At 68.0% G+C, this 17183-nt stretch carries 18 protein-coding genes and 1 tRNA gene; 14 read left to right on the top strand and 5 right to left on the bottom strand.

From position 1 onward, the window contains the following. A partial coding sequence (locus tag G3573_RS11555; protein ID WP_276208718.1) for a citrate/2-methylcitrate synthase occupies positions 1 to 458 on the top strand: 458 nt, incomplete at its 5' end. 38 nt (positions 459 to 496) lie between these two features. Beyond that, a complete protein-coding gene (locus tag G3573_RS11550) occupies positions 497 to 1309 on the top strand; it encodes an undecaprenyl-diphosphate phosphatase (protein WP_163261241.1) in 813 nt (270 codons plus the stop codon). 16 nt (positions 1310 to 1325) lie between these two features. Here G3573_RS11550 and G3573_RS11545 read toward each other — a convergent pair whose 3' ends face one another. After that, complete coding sequence (locus tag G3573_RS11545) at positions 1326 to 2309, bottom strand: complex I NDUFA9 subunit family protein (RefSeq protein WP_163261240.1); 984 nt, start codon at positions 2307 to 2309, stop codon at positions 1326 to 1328. Between the two features lie 164 nt (positions 2310 to 2473). Here G3573_RS11545 and G3573_RS11540 point away from each other — a divergent pair. The 5 genes from G3573_RS11540 (at position 2474) to lptB (ending at position 5276) form a co-directional block, all read left to right on the top strand. Then, positions 2474 to 2560 (top strand) — tRNA-Leu (locus G3573_RS11540). 68 nt (positions 2561 to 2628) lie between these two features. Continuing rightward, positions 2629 to 3243: a ribonuclease D gene (locus G3573_RS11535; protein WP_163261239.1), complete on the top strand. Its 615-nt coding sequence runs from the start codon at positions 2629 to 2631 to the stop codon at positions 3241 to 3243. 4 nt (positions 3244 to 3247) lie between these two features. Next, the gene (gene lptC / locus G3573_RS11530) at positions 3248 to 3916 is read left to right on the top strand and encodes an LPS export ABC transporter periplasmic protein LptC (RefSeq protein WP_163261238.1); all 669 of its coding nucleotides are present in this window, start codon (positions 3248 to 3250) and stop codon (positions 3914 to 3916) included. Then, positions 3913 to 4455 (top strand): LptA/OstA family protein, encoded by a 543-nt coding sequence (locus G3573_RS11525; RefSeq protein WP_163261237.1) that lies wholly within the window; start codon positions 3913 to 3915, stop codon positions 4453 to 4455. Before lptC ends, G3573_RS11525 begins: the two co-directional genes overlap by 4 nt. Positions 4456 to 4553: 98 nt before the next feature. Next, a complete protein-coding gene (gene lptB / locus G3573_RS11520; protein ID WP_240454641.1) occupies positions 4554 to 5276 on the top strand; it encodes an LPS export ABC transporter ATP-binding protein in 723 nt (240 codons plus the stop codon). Positions 5277 to 5456: 180 nt separating this feature from the next. On the opposite strand, the gene G3573_RS11515 is transcribed toward lptB, so the two are convergent. Then, entirely contained in the window at positions 5457 to 6251 is a 795-nt protein-coding gene (locus tag G3573_RS11515) for a TerC family protein (protein WP_163261235.1), read from the bottom strand. 258 nt (positions 6252 to 6509) lie between these two features. Between G3573_RS11515 and G3573_RS11510 the strand changes: the two genes are divergently transcribed. The 6 genes from G3573_RS11510 to G3573_RS11485 all read left to right on the top strand — a co-directional run bounded on the left by G3573_RS11510 (position 6510) and on the right by G3573_RS11485 (position 12335). Further along, positions 6510 to 7064 (top strand): F0F1 ATP synthase subunit delta, encoded by a 555-nt coding sequence (locus G3573_RS11510; protein ID WP_163261234.1) that lies wholly within the window; start codon positions 6510 to 6512, stop codon positions 7062 to 7064. A gap of 4 nt (positions 7065 to 7068) precedes the next feature. Beyond that, positions 7069 to 8607, top strand: a complete 1539-nt coding sequence (gene atpA / locus G3573_RS11505; RefSeq protein ID WP_163261233.1) for a F0F1 ATP synthase subunit alpha — start codon at positions 7069 to 7071, stop codon at positions 8605 to 8607. Positions 8608 to 8639: 32 nt separating this feature from the next. Further along, positions 8640 to 9518: a F0F1 ATP synthase subunit gamma gene (locus G3573_RS11500; RefSeq protein WP_163261232.1), complete on the top strand. Its 879-nt coding sequence runs from the start codon at positions 8640 to 8642 to the stop codon at positions 9516 to 9518. A 28-nt stretch (positions 9519 to 9546) separates the two neighbouring features. After that, positions 9547 to 11004, top strand: a complete 1458-nt coding sequence (gene atpD, locus G3573_RS11495; protein WP_163261231.1) for a F0F1 ATP synthase subunit beta — start codon at positions 9547 to 9549, stop codon at positions 11002 to 11004. Further along, positions 11005 to 11268, top strand: coding sequence for an ATP synthase F1 subunit epsilon (locus G3573_RS11490; protein ID WP_163261230.1), 264 nt, complete (start codon positions 11005 to 11007; stop codon positions 11266 to 11268). It abuts the gene before it with no gap. Between the two features lie 110 nt (positions 11269 to 11378). After that, positions 11379 to 12335, top strand: a complete 957-nt coding sequence (locus G3573_RS11485; RefSeq protein ID WP_163261229.1) for a metallophosphoesterase — start codon at positions 11379 to 11381, stop codon at positions 12333 to 12335. 2 nt (positions 12336 to 12337) lie between these two features. Here the strand turns inward: G3573_RS11485 and G3573_RS11480 are convergent, their stop codons facing one another. Further along, positions 12338 to 12979, bottom strand: coding sequence for a MarC family protein (locus G3573_RS11480; RefSeq protein WP_163261228.1), 642 nt, complete (start codon positions 12977 to 12979; stop codon positions 12338 to 12340). A 230-nt stretch (positions 12980 to 13209) separates the two neighbouring features. On the opposite strand from G3573_RS11480, the gene sugE reads away from it, so the two are divergent. Beyond that, positions 13210 to 13530, top strand: a complete 321-nt coding sequence (gene sugE, locus G3573_RS11475) for a quaternary ammonium compound efflux SMR transporter SugE (protein ID WP_163261227.1) — start codon at positions 13210 to 13212, stop codon at positions 13528 to 13530. Positions 13531 to 13620: 90 nt separating this feature from the next. Here the strand turns inward: sugE and G3573_RS11470 are convergent, their stop codons facing one another. After that, positions 13621 to 15162, bottom strand: a complete 1542-nt coding sequence (locus tag G3573_RS11470) for a pilus assembly protein (RefSeq protein WP_163261226.1) — start codon at positions 15160 to 15162, stop codon at positions 13621 to 13623. A gap of 225 nt (positions 15163 to 15387) precedes the next feature. Next, positions 15388 to 17183: M2 family metallopeptidase (locus G3573_RS11465; protein ID WP_163261225.1), on the bottom strand; the 1796-nt coding region annotated here is incomplete at its 5' end.

The raw sequence follows: 17183 nt of genomic DNA, 5'->3' as shown, positions 1-17183 counted from the left end.
CCTGCGCCCTGTCCGGCGTCGCGGCCCTGTCCGGCCCGCGCTTTGCGGGCAAGCTGGCCCTGGCCACCGGCTTCGTGGCCGAGGCCCGTCGCGGCGCCGACGCGCGCGCCGCCGCCCGCCAGCGCCTGGCCCAGGGGCTGGAAATTCCGGGCTTCGGCCACCCGCTGCATCCGGACGGCGATCCGCGCGCCAAGGCCCTGCTGGCCGCCGCCACCCTGCCGGAAGAGCTGAACGACGTGATCCGCGTGGGCGAGGGCCTGACCGGCCAGGCCCCCAACTTCGACATGGCCCTGGCCCTGATCGGCCGGCAGCTGGACCTGCCCAAGGACGGCGCCTTCACCCTCTATGCGATCGGCCGGACCGTGGGCTTCACCGCCCACGCCCTCGAGCAGATCGCCGCAGGGGCGCCGATCCGCACCAGACTGCGCTATGTCGGAAACGAGCCTGACCGTTCCTGAGTCGGCCTGAATTTCTTTGCGTATAGGGGTTTGAACGCATGGCCGACTGGCTGAACGCCGTGATCCTCGGACTGATCGAGGGTCTGACCGAGTTCATCCCCGTGTCCTCGACCGGTCACCTGCTTCTGGCCAAGCAGGCCCTCGGCCTGACCGACGCCAAGTGGGACACCTTCATCGTGATGATCCAGCTGGGCGCGATCCTGGCGGTGGTGGCGCTCTACTTCAGCCGGCTGTGGAACGTGCTGATCCGCCTGCCCACCGATCCGCAGGCCCGCAAGTTCGTGCTGAGCGTGACGATCGCCTTCATCCCCTCGGTGGTGGCCGGCGTCTTCCTCTACGACTTCATCAAGGCGGTGCTGTTCGAAAGCCCGATGGTGATCTGCATCGCGCTGATCGTCGGCGGCCTGGTGCTGCTGGTGCTGGAGCGCTTCGCGCCGAAGCCGCGCACCGAGGACGCCATGCACGTGGGGCTTGGCACGTCGCTGGGCGTGGGCCTGTTCCAGTGTCTGGCCATGGTGCCGGGCGTGTCGCGCTCGGGCGCGACCATCGTGGGCGGCATGGCGCTGGGCCTCGACAAGCGCGCGGCCGCGGAATTCTCGTTCTTCCTGGCCATCCCGACCATGATGGGCGCGTTCGTCTACGACTTTTACAAGCACCGCGACGCGTTCGACGCGGACTTCACCAGCCTTATCGCCATCGGTTTCGTGGTGTCGTTCGTCAGCGGCGCCTTCGTGGTCCGCACCATGCTGGACTTCGTCGCCAAGCACGGCTTCGCGCCCTTCGCCTGGTGGCGGATCCTGGTCGGCCTCGTCGGCCTGGCGCTGATCGGGACGGGGGTGTGGGCGGCCTGAGCCGCCCACTTTTCTTTTAGGCGACGGTCGGCTGGGCGAACTGGCCGCCCTTGCGATAGCGCCACAGATAGGTCGGCACGATCGCTTCCAGCGCGTTCGGGGTGATCTGCAGCTCACGCAGGCCCGGGAAGGCGCCCGACACGACGTTGTCGCGCTGCAGCAGCAGCACCTGGTCGGAGGTGATCACCGGCGCCGGCGCGAACGGCTGCAGCACCGCCTGGATGTTGCCGGCCAGGCCCATCAGGCTGGCGGCCGCGTAGGGGATCGGCAGCAGCAGACGCCGGCGATGCGTCTCGTCCAGCACGATCTGCATCAGCTCCTTGAAGGTGTAGGTGACCGGGCCGGCCAGCTCGTAGGTCTTGCCGGCGCAGGCGCGGTCGTCCACCGCCTGGGCGATCGCCTCGGCCACGTCGCCGACATAGACCGGCTGGAAGCGGGTCTTGCCGCCGCCCGGCAGCGGCAGGGCCGGCGCCATCACCGCCATCGACGCGAACTTGTTGAAGAAGTTGTCCTCCGGCCCGAACACCACCGACGGGCGGAAGATGGTCGCGCCGGGGATCACCCGGCGGACGGCCTGCTCGCCGTCGCCCTTGGTGCGGGCGTAGATCGACGACGAATCCGGATCGGCGCCCAGGGCCGACATGTGCACCAGGTCCTCGATGCCGTGCGCGGCGCAGGCTTCGGCGACGTTGCGCGCACCTTCGACGTGGACGGTCTGGAACTTGCGCGAGCCGGTCTCATACAGAAGGCCGACCAGGTTCACGCAGGCGCTGGCGCCTTCAAGCGCGGCGTCGACGCTGTCGGGCACGCCGACATTGGCCTGGACGATCTGGATCTGGCCGACCCGTCCGGCGGTCTGCAGCTTGTAGGCCCGGTTCGGATTGCGCACCGCCACGCGGACGCGCCAGCCGCGCTGGGCCAGCGCCCGCACGACCTGGGTCCCGATGAAACCCGACCCGCCGAACACGGTCACCAGTTCGGACCTCGTCAGCCCCGTCATCCTACGCTCCCTGGGCGCGCAAAGCGCCAAAATCGCGCTCCGGATAGACGAAGGCGCCTCCGCCCGCAACGTCGATGCGAAAACCTTGAAAAGCCCTGTTGACCGCCGCGAGTCGGCAGACTATCAGTCCCGCCTCTTCGACGGCCCCTCGGGGCGCGGTCGATGCCCAGGTGGCGGAATTGGTAGACGCGCTGGCTTCAGGTGCCAGTGGCTTAACAGCCGTGGAGGTTCGAGTCCTCTCCTGGGCACCACCCCTTTCTCAGAATTTCTGCAAAGCGCCGTGTCGTCTCGACCGGCGCTTTCGTGTATCGAGGTTCTCGTGACGACCTATCTGCACGACGGCGACTTGCCCTCCGGTCTGGACCTCGGTCCGGTGGTGGCGATCGATAGCGAGACCATGGGCCTTCGCTTTCGACGCGACCCGCTCTGCGTGGTCCAGCTGTCGAGCGGCGACGGCGACGCGCATGTCGTGCGACTGAACCGTCCGGACTACGACGCTCCCAACCTGAAGCGCCTGCTGTCCGATCCGTCGGTCCTGAAGATTTTTCATTACGGCCGCTTCGACATCGCCATGTTCGCCCTGCACCTGGGCGTGACCACGGCGCCGGTCTACTGCACCAAGATCGCCTCGAAGCTGGCGCGCACCTACACCGACCGGCACGGCCTGAAGGACGTGACCCGCGAGCTGCTCGGCATCGAGATCTCGAAGACCCAGCAGAGCTCCGACTGGGGCGCCGGCCAGCTCAGCCAGGACCAGGTGACCTACGCCGCCTCCGACGTGCTGCACCTGCACGCCCTGCGCGCCCGTCTGGACGTCATGCTCGCGCGCGAAGGCCGCGCCGAACTGGCCCAGGCCTGTTTCGATTTCCTCCCTGTCCGCGCCCGCCTGGATCTCGCCGGGTGGGAGGACGTCGACATCTTCGCCCACGCGTGACGCTGTGACCGAACCGCTGCCGCCGCTCGACGATCGCCAGGAGGACGCTGAACGCGTCCACCGCGCGATGCACGCGTGGCGCCGGCGTTCGCAGCTGATCCACTTCTTCCGCAAGGCCCTGCCGGCGGGGATAGCGGCGACCCTGATCGCGCTCCTGGGCTGGGTCGGCATCAAGCAGGTGCTGCTGAGCCTGGAAAGCCTGCGGGTGCGCGACAACGTCGTGCGCATGGTTAATCCGCGCTTCTACGGCCAGGACGACAAAGGCCGCGCCTACGTGCTGGGCGCGCGCGAGGCCCAGCGCGGCGGCGGCGAACAGATCCGCCTCGACGATCCGATGCTGCGGCTGGGCAACATGGCCGGCAAACCGACCGAGCTGACCGCGCAAAAAGGCTATTACGACGAGAAGAACCGGTCGGTGCGCCTGACCGGGGACGTTCAGGTGAAGGACGCCGGCTCCGGCTTCCACTTCAAGACGGGCGAGGCCAAGATCGACACCCGTTCGGGAGTGATCAGCGGAAATGCGCCGATCCAAGGCCAAGGCCCCCTTGGACAGATCAGCGCTTCGTCCTATGCCATTTACGATCAGGGCGCACGGGTGGTGTTCAAGGGCGGTGTGCGCGCCCGGCTTGAACAGCGCGGCCGACCGGCCGCTGGAAACGGGGGACCCCGATGAAGCGTTTAGCAGCGGCTTTTGGCGTGGCGCTCACCCTGTGCGTCGGTGGGGCGCAGGCCCAGATTTCCACCAACCGGGGCGATCCGATCGACATCTCCGGCGACAACATGGAAGTGGTCGACGCCCAGCGCATGGTCGCCTGGAAGGGCCGGGTCGAGGCCCTGCAGGGCAACAACCGCCTGCGCGCCGACGCCATCAACATCTACTACGGGCCGGGTACCGGTCCGCGGGCCGAGAACGCCGCGCCGGGCACCGGCTGGGGCGACATCGACCGCATTGAAGCGGTCGGCAACGTCTATTTCGTCACGCCCGAGCAGGTCGCTCGGGGCGAGAAGGGCGTTTATACGGCGGCCAGCGACACCATCGTCATCACCGGCGACGTGGTCGTGGCCCAGGGTGAGAACGTGCTGCGCGGCGACACGCTGACCATCCAGGTGGGCGCCGGGCGCTCCACCATGGACGCCGGCCCCGGCGGCGGTCCGGGCGAGCGGGTGCGCGGCGTGTTCTATCCGAAGAAGTCTGACGGCGCCGGCCGGTGAGTGTCGCCGGAATGCTCAAACCCCTGTGGAAAGAGTCTGAGCGCGTGGCCACCAAGGGCGAGTTCGTAGGCCGTGACGCCGCCACTCCGGCGGACCGTTTGTGCGACGGCATCTGCGTCGACCAGATCGGCAAGTCGTTCCGCGGCCGCGCCGTGGTCAAGACCGTCAGCCTGCGTCTGGAACGCGGCGAGGTGGCCGGCCTGCTCGGCCCCAACGGCGCGGGCAAGACCACCTGCTTCTACATGATCACCGGGCTGATCCAGCCGGACTACGGCTCGATCTACCTGGACAAGGAAGACGTCACCTCCCAGCCCATGTACCAGCGCGCGCGCCTGGGCATCGGCTACCTGCCGCAGGAAGCCTCGATCTTCCGCGGCATGAGCGTCGAGGAGAACGTCATGTCCGTGGTCGAGCTCCACGAGCGCGACCAGACCAAGGCGAAGGAACGGGTGAAGGGCCTGCTGGACGAACTGCGGATCTCGCACCTGCGCTCCTCGCCGGCCATCTCGCTGTCGGGCGGCGAGCGTCGTCGCGTCGAGATCGCCCGCGCCCTGGCCTCGGAACCGTCCTTCATGCTGCTGGACGAGCCGTTCGCCGGCATCGACCCGCTGGCCATCGCCGACATCCGCGAGGTGATCGGCTATCTGAAGGGCCGCGGCATCGGCGTGCTGATCACCGATCACAACGTGCGCGAGACGCTGGACATCATCGACCGCGCCTCGATCATCCACGCCGGCGAGGTGCTGTTCGAGGGCACGCCCGACGAGATCGTCGACAATCCGGAAGTGCGCCGGGTCTATCTGGGCGAGAGCTACCAGTAACCCCTTCCTTCTCCCCTTGCGGGAGAAGGTGGCGCGCGGAGCGCGTCGGATGAGGGGTGTCGGCGCGACGCTTCAAAGCGTGGCGCGCCTATCCCTTGTCCTGAAACCTCGGCGCTCGCACCCCTCATCCGGCCTGCTTCGCAGGCCACCTTCTCCCGCAAGGGGAGAAGGGGCGCGTGTTCAGTGCCGGGTGTGGCCGTCCGCTTCGCGCTTCGCCGACTTTCGCCGGACCAGCAGGTTCAGGCCCTCGACCCCGGCCGAGAAGGCCATGGCGGTGTAGATGTAGCCCTTGGGCACGTGCACGCCGAAGCCGTCGGCGATCAGCACCATGCCGATCATCAGCAGGAAGCCGAGCGCCAGCATCACCACGCTGGGGTTCTTGTTGATGAAGTTCGCCAGCGGATCGGCCGCCACCAGCATCACCGTCACCGCCGCGATCACCGCCACCACCATGATCGGCAGGTGGTCGGTCATGCCGACCGCGGTCAGGATCGAGTCGACCGAGAACACCAGGTCCAGCAGGATGATCTGGAAGATCGCCGCGCCGGCGTTGGTGATCATCACGTCCTTCTTGTCCAGCAGTTCGTGGCTGGGCCGCGGATCGACGCTGTGGTGGATCTCCTTGGTGGCCTTCCACAGCAGGAACAGGCCGCCGGCGATCAGGATCAGGTCGCGCCAGGAGAACTGCAGGTCGTAGCCGGCGTGGTCGCCGACGGCCGGTCCCCAGGGCAGGGAGAACACCGGCTCCTTCAGCCCCACCAGCCAGCTGATCGAGGACAGCAGCACCAGGCGCATGATCAGGGCCAGGCTGATGCCCAGCCGGCGCACCTTCGAGCGCTGGTGCTCGGGCAGCTTGTTCGACAGGATCGAGATGAAAATCAGGTTGTCGATGCCCAGCACCACCTCCATGACCACCAGGGTCACGAGGGCGAGCCAGGCGGCGGGGTCGGCGAGGAGGGCGGCGATGTCGGTCATCCGGCAGCGGTCCTGGTCGTCTAAAGCTTGTCCATAAAGGAAGTAGGGCGAACCAGTTCAAGGACCGGCCTTCGCAGACCGTTTCGTCGCGGCCGTGTCGGTTGCGACTGCGAAACGCCCGTGCTATCAGGCGCCCGGCTTCGAACGAAGGGGTTCCAAGCGGACCTCGCCGTGCGTGCTTTTCCAAGCGCTTCAAGCCTTTAGTCGTCGTGGCCTTCGCCGCGGCGGCGCACCGAAACCCTATCCGGGCGGACCCAAGTGGCTGACGATTTCAAAGAGAGCGAAGTCGCCGAGCGTTACGCGCACGCTCTGTTCGACCTGGCGCTCGACTCCAAGGCGCTCGACGCCGTTCGCGCCGACCTCCAGGCGCTGAAGGCGATGCGCGCCGAAAGCGCCGACCTGCGCCGCCTGCTGGCCTCGCCGGCCTACTCGTCCGAGGACAAGGGCAAGGCCCTCTCGGCGATCGCCGACAAGGCCAAGTTCAAGCCGGTGACCAAGAAGTTCCTGGGCCTGCTGTCGCACAACCGCCGCGCTGACGCGCTGCCGGCCGCGATCGCCGCCTTCGAGCGCCGCTACGACAAGCACCGCGGCGTGGTCGCCGCGGAAGTGGTGTCGGCCATCAAGCTGACCGCCAAGCAGCTGGACGGCGTGAAGGCCGCCCTGCGCACGACGCTGGGCGCCGACCCCGAACTGACCGCGACGGTCGATCCCGCCATTCTCGGCGGCCTGAAGGTGCGCGTCGGCTCGCGCCTGTTCGACGCCTCGCTGAAGACCAAACTCGACTCCCTGAAATTCGCCCTGAAGAGAGCGTAAGACCATGGACATCCGCGCCGCCGAGATCTCGGCGATCCTGAAGTCGCAAATCGCCAGCTTCGGCGAAGAAGCCGCCGTCACGGACGTCGGTTCGGTTCTGTCCGTCGGTGACGGCATCGCCCGCGTCTACGGTCTGGACAAGGTCCAGGCCGGCGAGATGGTCGAGTTCCCGAAGGCCGGCGTGAAGGGCATGGCCCTGAACCTCGAGCGCGACAACGTCGGCGTCGTGATCTTCGGCGAAGACCGCGCCATCAAGGAAGGCGACGAGTGCCGCCGCCTCGGCGAAATCGTGGACGTTCCGGTCGGCAAGGGCCTGCTGGGCCGCGTCGTCAACCCGCTGGGCGAGCCGATCGACGGCAAGGGCCCGGTGGCCGACGTCGCCGAGCGCCGCCGCGTGGACGTGAAGGCTCCGGGCATCATCCCCCGCAAGTCGGTTCACGAGCCGATGCAGACCGGCCTGAAGGCGATCGACACCCTGATCCCGGTCGGCCGCGGCCAGCGCGAGCTGATCATCGGTGACCGTCAGACCGGCAAGACCGCCGTCGCGATCGACACCATCCTGAACCAGAAGGCCGTCAACGCCGGCAAGGACGAGAGCCAGAAGCTCTACTGCGTCTACGTCGCCATCGGCCAGAAGCGCTCCACCGTCGCCCAGATTGTGAAGACGCTCGAGGAGAACGGCGCGCTCGACTACACCATCGTGGTGTCGGCCACCGCCTCCGAACCGGCCCCGCTGCAGTTCCTGGCGCCCTTCGCGGGCTGCGCCATGGCCGAGTGGTTCCGCGACAACGGCATGCACGCCCTGATCATCTACGACGACCTGTCCAAGCAGGCCGTCGCCTATCGTCAGATGTCGCTGCTGCTGCGCCGTCCGCCGGGCCGTGAAGCCTACCCGGGCGACGTGTTCTACCTGCACAGCCGCCTGCTGGAACGCGCCGCGAAGCTGAACGAGGACTTTGGTTCGGGCTCGATGACCGCGCTGCCGATCATCGAAACCCAGGCCAACGACGTGTCGGCCTACATCCCGACCAACGTGATCTCGATCACCGACGGCCAGATCTTCCTGGAAACCGACCTGTTCTACCAGGGCATCCGCCCGGCCGTGAACGTCGGCATCTCGGTGTCGCGCGTGGGCTCCTCGGCCCAGATCAAGGCGATGAAGCAGGTGGCCGGCGCCATCAAGGGCGAGCTCGCGCAGTACCGCGAAATGGCCGCCTTCGCGAAGTTCGGTTCGGACCTCGACGCCTCGACCCAGCGCCTGCTGGCCCGCGGCGAACGCCTGACCGAGCTGCTGAAGCAGCCGCAGTTCTCGCCGCTGTCGGTCGAAGAGCAGGTCTGCGTGATCTACGCCGGCACCCGCGGCTACCTGGACAAGATCCCGACCTCGGCGGTCCGCCGCTTCGAGAGCGAGTTCCTGTCCAAGCTGCACTCGTCGCACGCCGCTCTGCTGGAAGGCATCCGCACCAAGAAGGCGCTGTCGCCGGAACTGGAAGCCGACCTGAAGGCGGCCCTGGAATCGTTCTCGGCCACCTTCGCGGCCTGATCGTCCGAGCGGCTTTAGGAGAGTAGCCGGCGATGGCCAGCCTCAAGGAGATGCGCAATCGGATCGGAAGCGTGAAAGCCACGCAGAAGATCACGAAAGCGATGCAGATGGTTGCGGCCGCCAAGCTGAAGCGGGCGCAGGAGCAGGCCGAGAGCGCCCGCCCCTACGCCCGCCGCATGGCGGCGGTGATCGCGAACCTGGCCGCCGGCGTGGCGGGGCCCAACGCCCCGCGTCTGCTGGCCGGCACCGGTTCGGACCACAAGCAGCTGATCGTCGTCGCCACGGCCGACAAGGGCCTGGCCGGCGGCTTCAACACCGGCGTGATCCGTGCCGCGCGCGAGCGCATCGCGACGCTGCTGGCCGAGGGCAAGGACGTCCGCATCGTCGCGGTCGGCCGCAAGGCCCGCGACCTGCTGCGCCGCCAGTACGGCGACCGCTTCGTCGAGAGCTTCGAGCTGTCGGCGCACAAGACCCTGTCGCTCGCGGCGGCCCAGCCGATCGCCGACGTGGTCCTGCGCGAGTTCGAAGAAGGCCGCGCCGACGTCGTCACCCTGATCTACAGCCGCTTCAAGTCGGTGATCAGCCAGGTTCCGACCGCCAAGCGGCTGATCCCGGCCGAGGTCGAGGCCGGCGGTCCGGTCACCGACCTGAACGGCGCGGTCTACAGCTACGAGCCGTCGGAAGAAGCGATCCTGGAAACCCTGCTGCCGCGCAACATCGCGGTGCAGATCCTCTCGGCCCTGTACGAGAACCAGGCCGGCTTCTACGGCGCGCAGATGCAGGCGATGGACAACGCCACGCGTAACGCCGGCGACATGATCCGCGCCCTGACGCTCCAGTACAACCGCTCGCGCCAGGCTCAGATCACCAAAGAGCTGATCGAGATCATCTCCGGCGCCGAAGCGCTCTGACGAAACCCTGACCCCGAAAGTCACCGCAATGAGCAAGCACGAAAAGATCACGGCCTCGAAGGGCCGCATCGCGCAGGTCATCGGCGCCGTCGTGGACGTCGAGTTCGACGGCGCCCTGCCGGGCATCCTGAACGCCCTGGAGACGGACAACGTCGACCAGAAGACCGGCAAGCCGTTCCGCCTGGTGCTGGAAGTCGCCCAGCACCTGGGTGAGAACATGGTCCGCACCATCGCCATGGACACCACCGAAGGCCTGACCCGCGGTCAGGACGTCGTGGACACCGGTTCGTCGATCCTGGCCCCGGTCGGCCCGGCCACCCTCGGCCGCATCATGAACGTGGTCGGCGACCCGATCGACGAAGCCGGCCCGATCGCCACCAGCGAGCGTCGCCCGATCCACCGCGAGGCTCCGTCCTTCGCCGAGCAGTCGACCTCGGCCGAGATCCTGGTCACCGGCATCAAGGTCATCGACCTGCTGTGCCCCTACACCAAGGGCGGCAAGATCGGCCTGTTCGGCGGCGCCGGCGTGGGCAAGACCGTGACCATGCAGGAGCTCATCAACAACATCGCGAAGGCCTACGGCGGTTACTCCGTTCTGGCCGGCGTCGGTGAGCGCACCCGCGAAGGCAACGACCTCTATCACGAGATGATCGAGTCGGGCGTGAACAAGGCCGGCGGCGGCGAAGGCTCGCGCTGCGCCCTGGTTTACGGCCAGATGAACGAACCGCCGGGCGCCCGCGCCCGCGTGGCCCTGACCGGCCTGGCCCAGGCGGAATACTTCCGCGACGAAGAGGGCAAGGACGTGCTGCTCTTCATCGACAACATCTTCCGCTTCACCCAGGCGGGTTCGGAAGTGTCGGCTCTGCTGGGCCGCATCCCGTCGGCCGTGGGCTATCAGCCCACCCTGGCCACCGAGATGGGCAACCTGCAGGAGCGCATCACCTCGACCAAGCGCGGTTCGATCACCTCGGTGCAGGCCATCTACGTGCCGGCCGACGACCTGACCGACCCGGCCCCGGCGACCTCGTTCGCCCACCTGGACGCCACCACCGTTCTGTCGCGCGACATCGCCGCCATGGCCATCTTCCCGGCCGTGGACCCGCTGGACTCCACCTCGCGGATCCTCGACCCGCTGGTCATCGGTGAAGAGCACTACACCGTCGCCCGTCGCGTCCAGGAGATCCTGCAGCAGTACAAGGCGCTGAAGGACATCATCGCGATCCTGGGCATGGACGAGCTGTCGGAAGACGACAAGCTGGTCGTGGCTCGCGCCCGCAAGATCCAGCGCTTCCTGTCGCAGCCGTTCTTCGTGGCCGAGCAGTTCACCGGTCAGGACGGCAAGTTCGTCTCGCTGGAAGACACCATCCGCTCGTTCAAGGCGATCTGCGACGGCGAATACGACCACCTGCCGGAAGCGGCGTTCTACATGGTCGGCGCCATCGAAGAAGCGGTCGCCAAGGCCGAAAAGCTCGCGGCGGAGGCCTAAGTGGCCAAGCTGCACTTCTCCCTCGTCTCGCCGGAGCGCGAGGTCTTCTCCGGCGAGGTCGATCAGGTGATCGCGCCGGGCCAGGAAGGCCAGTTCGGCGTGCTCGCCGGCCACGCCCCGTTCATGGCCACCCTGGCCCTGGGCGAGGTGGTGGTGCTGAACGGCGCCGAGCGCCGGGTGTTCGAAATCCAGGGCGGCTTCGCCGACGTCACGCCGCAGGGCCTGACCATCCTGGCCGAGCACGCCTCGGAGTACGGCGTCTGAGCCTGACCGGCCCGGACTGAAAACAAAGAGCCCGCCGCAGCCCCGCTGCGGCGGGCTTTTTCTTGGGCCGTGCGCACGCTACCCGTGGGGAACGGGACGGGGGACATCGGATGGACGGCGCGCACGCGCTCATGATCTTGGCCTGGGCCGGCACGGCGCTCGGCCCGGTCGCCCTGCTCGCCCTATGGCGCGCGCGGGGGCGATGGAAGCGTCCCACGCCGGGCCTGAGCGTCTTCACCGCCCTGTTCGTCACCCTCTACGGCCTGGGCGTCTGGGCCTTCCTGGTCGAGCCGAACACCCTGGTCGTGCGGCGGGTGACGGTGGAGAGCGCGACCTGGTCGGGGTCGCCGCTCACTGTCGGCCTGATCTCCGACACCCACGTGGCCGCCCCGCACGTCGATCCGGCGCGCGTCCGGCGGCTGGTCGCGCGCATGAACGCCGAACGCCCGGACGTGGTGCTGCTGCTCGGCGACTACGCCGGCGGGCATCAGCCGGCAGGCCTGCGTCCGCCCGCCGAGCGCGCCGAGATCCTCGAGGGCGCCACGGCGCTCGGAGGCTTGCGCGCGCGCGACGGGGTCTACGCCGTGCTCGGCAACCACGACAGCTGGTTCGACGGCCGCGCGGTCGCCGCAGCTCTCGAACAGGCGGGCGTCCCGGTGCTGGAGAACCAGGCGCGGCGGGTGGCGCGCCCGGGCGGCGCCTACTGGATCGCGGGACTGACCGACCTGCATGGGCCAGGCGACGGCCCGTCCTACCTGCACGCCCTGGAGCCGGTCGCCGACGGCGAACCGGTCGTCGTCGCCACCCATTGGCCCGACCCGTTCGTCGCCGCGCCGCCGCGGGTGGCCCTGACGGTCGCCGGGCACACCCACTGCGGCCAGGTGAACTTCCCCGTGGTCGGGCGACTGGTGCACGCCTCGCGCGGCGCCAAGCGCTGGGCCTGCGGCCTGTACGACGACGGCGGGCGCAAGATCTTCGTCACCGGCGGCGTCGGCGTGTCCGTCCTGCCCGTGCGCTTCCGCGCGCCGCCCGAGATCGTGGTGCTGACCCTGAAGGCGCCGGACTGAGGTCACGTCGCCGGCGCGAAATGGAAGGCCTCCAGCGTGCCGTGCACCAGCAGCGCCATGCCCATGGTGGCGACGAAGAAGCCGATGATGCGCGTGACCGCGTCGACGCCCTGCGGGCCGATGTGCTTGAGGATGTGCTCGGCGCGCGCCAGGCACAGGTAGGTGATCGCCATGGTCGCCAGGATGGCCGCCGCCAGCGCCGTGAAGGCGGCGATCTCGGAACTCGCCTGCCGGGCCAGCGAGGTCATGCCGATGATGGTGGCGATGCCGCCCGGGCCGAACATGATCGGCATGGCCATGGGCACGAAGCTGACGTGCGCCGGCCCCTGGCCGGGCGACGATGGGGCGAGCGCCGAGGCGGGCCCTGAGAACAGCTGGAAGCCGATCTTGATCAGGATCAGGCCGCCGGCCATGCGCACCATGCTCAGCGGCACGCCGAACACCTTCAGGATCACGGTCCCGAACGCCAGGAAGAAGAACATCATGAGCAGGGCGTAGAGGCACGAGCGTCGGGCGATCTGCCGGCGGCGCTTCTCGTCGGCGTCAGCGGTCAGTCCGAGGAAGACCGACAGCGCCTCGAGCGGATTGATCAGCGCCAGCAGGGTGGTGAAGGCGCTGAGGAACAGGCCGTACTCCGCCTTCATGATTTCGCGTCCGTGCTCCCGCGGACTTACCGCACCGCCCGCGCCCCCGGCATCGGGTGGAGGACCGAGGCGGCTCGGGATGTTTCCCGAGGCCCGGGCGGCTGGACCTTCGCGGCGGGCGCCTTATATGAACCCTGCTGACCGCGCGTTTTCACGCGCCCGCGGGGACGACCCCGCCGGAATTCCCAGACATCGGTGGGGACGACCCCGCCACGCCGCAGGAGCTTCACATGGCGTGGGCGATCCTTTTCGTGGCCGGTCTGTTCGAGATCGGCTGGGCCGTCGGACTGAAATACACCGAAGGTTTCACCAAACTCTGGCCCACGGTGGGCACCGGGATCAGCCTGGTGCTGTCGATGGGCCTGCTGGGCTGGGCGGTGAAGACCCTGCCGCTGGGCACCGCCTACGCGACCTGGACCGGTATCGGCGCGGTCGGCACGGCCATCCTGGGCATGGTGTTGTTCCACGAGCCGGCCACGGCCGCGCGCCTGACCTGCATCGGCCTGATCGTCGCCGGCATCGTCGGCCTGAAGTTCTTCGCCAACGGCTGAGGCCAAAAGAAAAGGGCCGGAGAGCTTTCGCTCTCCGGCCCGGGCGGCCGCCGGTGAGGGGAGGGGCGACCAGCCCGCTGAGCCGTCCGGCTACTTGGCGATCCGCAGGTTGCTGATCGAGCCGGCGATGGCGTCGAACGCCGTCTTCATGTCGCTCACGTTCTTCACGTCGTAGGCGTGGTCGGCCGACGTCGCGCACGCCTTCAGCAGGTTCACCGCCGTCTGATCGACCTGCACCGCCACGGTGTAGACCGTGATGTCCTTGGCCTTCATGTTGGTGCAGAGCTCGGCCATGCGGTTGTCGATCGCGGTCCGGCGCTGGGCGGTCGTGCCGGAGGTGATGCCGATCCGGTTCTGCTTCAGGTAGCCGATGCCCGAGTACGACGAGTTGTTCGGGTTGTTGGCGTCGTCGTTGGTGTTCTCGCCGTCGGTCATGACGATGAGGATCTTCTTCAGCTTCTCGGTGCCGTAGGGCTTGCCGTCGCTGAACGGGGTGTTGGGCGAGAGCGTGTGCCAGCCCCAGATCATGCCGAACGGCACGTTGGTGTTGCCCACCGCCGTCATGCGCTTGATCGAGGCCTTGATGGCCGCGTAGTCGGTGCTGAGCCGGGTCATCGGCTCCAGGCCGCAGCCCTGGTTCGGGCCCCGGCTCGAGGTCACGCTGAGCCCGCTGGTCCCGTACTTGGCGACGTTGCTCTGGCGCTTGGTCCAGTCGTTGTAGTCCGGGTTGGTCTTGCCGTTGACCTTCTGGGCGATGCCGTCGGGCAGGTAGCTGTTGGTGATCTCGTAGCTGGTCGAGCCGTTGCTCCAACTGCTCACGCCGGCGTCGCCCGGTTCGTCCGGGGCGAAATAGGGAACGAACATGCTCGCGGCGTTGCTCGAGGACGCGCCGTCGTCCTTCACGTCGTACGGGTAAGGGCGGCTCTCCATGCAGCCGGCCCAGGCGATGTTCATGGCCTGGAACTTCGCGAAGCGCTCGGCGCCGGACAGGGCGTAGTCGTTGCCGGTCTGGGTGGTGGTCTGGTTCATCCAGGCGGCGGTCTGGTAGTTCGTCGCCACGCGCACGGTCTGCGAGAACGGCACCAGCGAGATGCGCACCGCGTCGGGCTCGACGCTGCGGGCCGCGCCGGCGGCCAGGGTGTCGACCAGGCTGGTGGCGGCGTCCTTCAGGGTGCCGAGCTTGTTGTTCGAGCTCATCGAGCCGGTGTTGTCGAGCACCAGGGCGATTTCGAGCTTGTAGTTGGCCCGCACCGTCTCGGACGAGGCGGTGACCTTCATCGGCTCGCCGGTGAACAGGTTGGTGATCACCGGCTTCACCGCGACGGTGGCGGTGGCCACGATGGTGCCGTCGGACTTGGGCTTGAACTCGAAGCTCTGCAGGGTGGCGTCGCTCAGCGGCTGCAGGTTCGCCTGCAGCACCTTCTCGCCCAGCGCCTTCACGTCGGCCGGCGCGGTGGCGTTGGAGCGGGCCACCGCCAGGGCGGCGGCGTCCAGCGAGTCCTGCAGCGCCTGGCGCACGCTGGACGCGCGATGGAAGTCGATGGCGGTGAGGGTCAGCAACGACAGCGGGATCAGCGACACGGCGTAGATCACCGCCACGCCCCCGTCGTCACGACGCAGGAACTGGTTCAACAAGCCCCGTTGTCGAGGCCTCCTGTCTTGCTTACCGGCCTTGCGGCGCATCCGCTCGCCCCATCGCTTGCCCGGCGGACGCATTCCGCCGTCGGTGAGGCTAGCCGGGGCGGGTAAACGAACCGCCAGCGGAACCGGTTAATCGACCGGTGATTCTAAAGCGCCGGAAACCAAAAGGGGCCCGGATCGCTCCGGGCCCCTTGCGGTCTCAGGCGTGGCGCGACCTTACCAGCCGCACTTCTCGTTCTTGTTCTGCTCGGTCAGCCACACGTTCAGCGGCGCGAAGTAGTCGGCCACCGCCGAGGCGTCGTTGCCGTGCTCGCCGGTGAAGGCGGCCATGGCGTCCTGCCAGGGCTGCGACTGGCCCATCTCCATCATGGCGTTGAAGCGGGCGCCCACTTCCTTGTTGCCGTAGATCGAGCAGCGGTGCAGCGGACCGGTCCAGCCGGCCTGCTTGCAGGCCGCGCGCTGGAACTGGAACTGGTAGATGTGGGACAGGAAGTAGCGGGTGTAGGGCACGTTGCCCGGCACGTGATACTTCGCGCCCGGGTCGAAGGCGTCCGCGGGGCGCGGCCCCGGCGGCACCAGGCCCTGGTACTTCAGCATCATCGCGTTCCAGGCCGGGTTGTAGTTGTCCGGCGTGATCTCGCCGTCGAACACGCCCCAGCGCCAGCGGTCGACCATCAGGCCGAACGGCAGGAAGGCGATCTTGTCCAGCGCGGTCTTGAGCAGGAACGGGATGTCCTCGCTGGTCCCCGGCGCCTTATCCAGCAGGCCGATCTGCACCAGGTATTCGGGCGTCGTCGCCGACAGGCCGATGAAGTCGCCGATCGCCTCGTGGAAGCCGTCGTTCGCCCCGTTCTTGAACAGGAACGGCTGATCCTTGTAGGCGCGCTGGTAGAAGTTGTGGCCCAGCTCGTGGTGGATGGTGGCGAAGTCCTCGGCGTTCACCTTGGTGCACATCTTGATGCGCACGTCGTCCTTGTTGTCGAGGTTCCAGGCCGAGGCGTGGCACACCACCTCGCGGTCGCGCGGACGGGTGATCTGCGAGCGCTCCCAGAAGGTCTGCGGCAGCGGCGCCAGGCCCAGCGAGGTGTAGAAGCCCTCGCCGGTCTTGACCATCTTCACCGGGTCGTACTTGGCCTTCACCAGCAGGTTGTCGAGGCTGTAGGCCGACTTGCCGCCCTGCTTGGGGGCGACGACATCATAGATGTTGCCCCACTGCTGCGACCACATGTTGCCCAGCAGGTCGGCGCGGATCGGGCCGGTGCGCGGCTGCACCTTGTCGCCGTACTTCTCGTTCAGGCGGGCACGCACGTAGCAGTGCAGGTTGCGGTAGAACGGCTCGACCTGGGCCCACAAGCGGTCGGTCTCGGCCGCGAAGGCGTCGGCGTCCATGTCGTAGCCGGAGCGCCAGAGCGCGCCGGTGTCCTTGTAGCCGAGGTCGCGCGAGCCCTCGTTGGTGATTTCCACCATGCGGGCGTAGTCGGGCTTCATCACCGGCGAGATGGTCCGCCAGCCTTCGTAGACCGCCTTGGTGGTGTTCGGGTCGCGCGAGGAGGCCAGGATGTCCTCGGCGTCGTTCAGGGTCAGGGTCTTGCCCTGGTACTGGAACTTGCCGGTGGCGTAGGTCGAATCCATCCGGGTGGTGATCTGGGCCAGCTCGTCGGCCGCGCCCGGCTTGTCGGGGGCCGGGGCCACCAGGCCCAGCTTCAGCAGGTTGAGCTTGCGGCGGACGACCGGGTCGACGTCGACGTCGTTGAAGCGCGCGGCCTCCTTGGCCAGCTTCACGCCCATCTCGGTGTACTTGGCGTTGACGTCGCTCTCGAGCCACATGGTGTCGAAGGTGATGTAGGTGTTGCGCACCCACGACACGCGGCTGGCGTACTCGCTCATCTCCGCCAGCTGCTTCTCGGTGTCGGCGATGAAGGCGTTCGCCTCGGCCGCGGTCGGCGCGGCGGGCGCGGCCGGCGTGGCCGGCGTGGCCGGGGTCGGCGCCGTCGAGGCGCTCGGAGTGGTGG

Source organism: Caulobacter sp. 17J65-9, from assembly GCF_010975005.1.
GTDB lineage: Bacteria > Pseudomonadota > Alphaproteobacteria > Caulobacterales > Caulobacteraceae > 17J80-11.
The sequence above is the reverse complement of the archived record's forward strand: the minus strand, read 5'-3'. Positions and strand labels throughout refer to the sequence as shown.

Bases quoted from the DNA above. Each gene is read 5' to 3' on its own strand.
- sugE (WP_163261227.1), top strand. From the start codon at position 13,210: ATGGCGTGGGCGATCCTTTTCGTGGCCGGTCTGTTCGAGATCGGCTGG.
- G3573_RS11545 (WP_163261240.1), bottom strand. From the start codon at position 2,309: ATGACGGGGCTGACGAGGTCCGAACTGGTGACCGTGTTCGGCGGGTCG.
- G3573_RS11550 (WP_163261241.1), top strand. From the start codon at position 497: ATGGCCGACTGGCTGAACGCCGTGATCCTCGGACTGATCGAGGGTCTG.
- G3573_RS11480 (WP_163261228.1), bottom strand. From the start codon at position 12,979: ATGAAGGCGGAGTACGGCCTGTTCCTCAGCGCCTTCACCACCCTGCTG.
- G3573_RS11500 (WP_163261232.1), top strand. From the start codon at position 8,640: ATGGCCAGCCTCAAGGAGATGCGCAATCGGATCGGAAGCGTGAAAGCC.
- G3573_RS11515 (WP_163261235.1), bottom strand. From the start codon at position 6,251: ATGACCGACATCGCCGCCCTCCTCGCCGACCCCGCCGCCTGGCTCGCC.
- G3573_RS11485 (WP_163261229.1), top strand. From the start codon at position 11,379: ATGGACGGCGCGCACGCGCTCATGATCTTGGCCTGGGCCGGCACGGCG.
- atpA (WP_163261233.1), top strand. From the start codon at position 7,069: ATGGACATCCGCGCCGCCGAGATCTCGGCGATCCTGAAGTCGCAAATC.
- atpD (WP_163261231.1), top strand. From the start codon at position 9,547: ATGAGCAAGCACGAAAAGATCACGGCCTCGAAGGGCCGCATCGCGCAG.
- G3573_RS11525 (WP_163261237.1), top strand. From the start codon at position 3,913: ATGAAGCGTTTAGCAGCGGCTTTTGGCGTGGCGCTCACCCTGTGCGTC.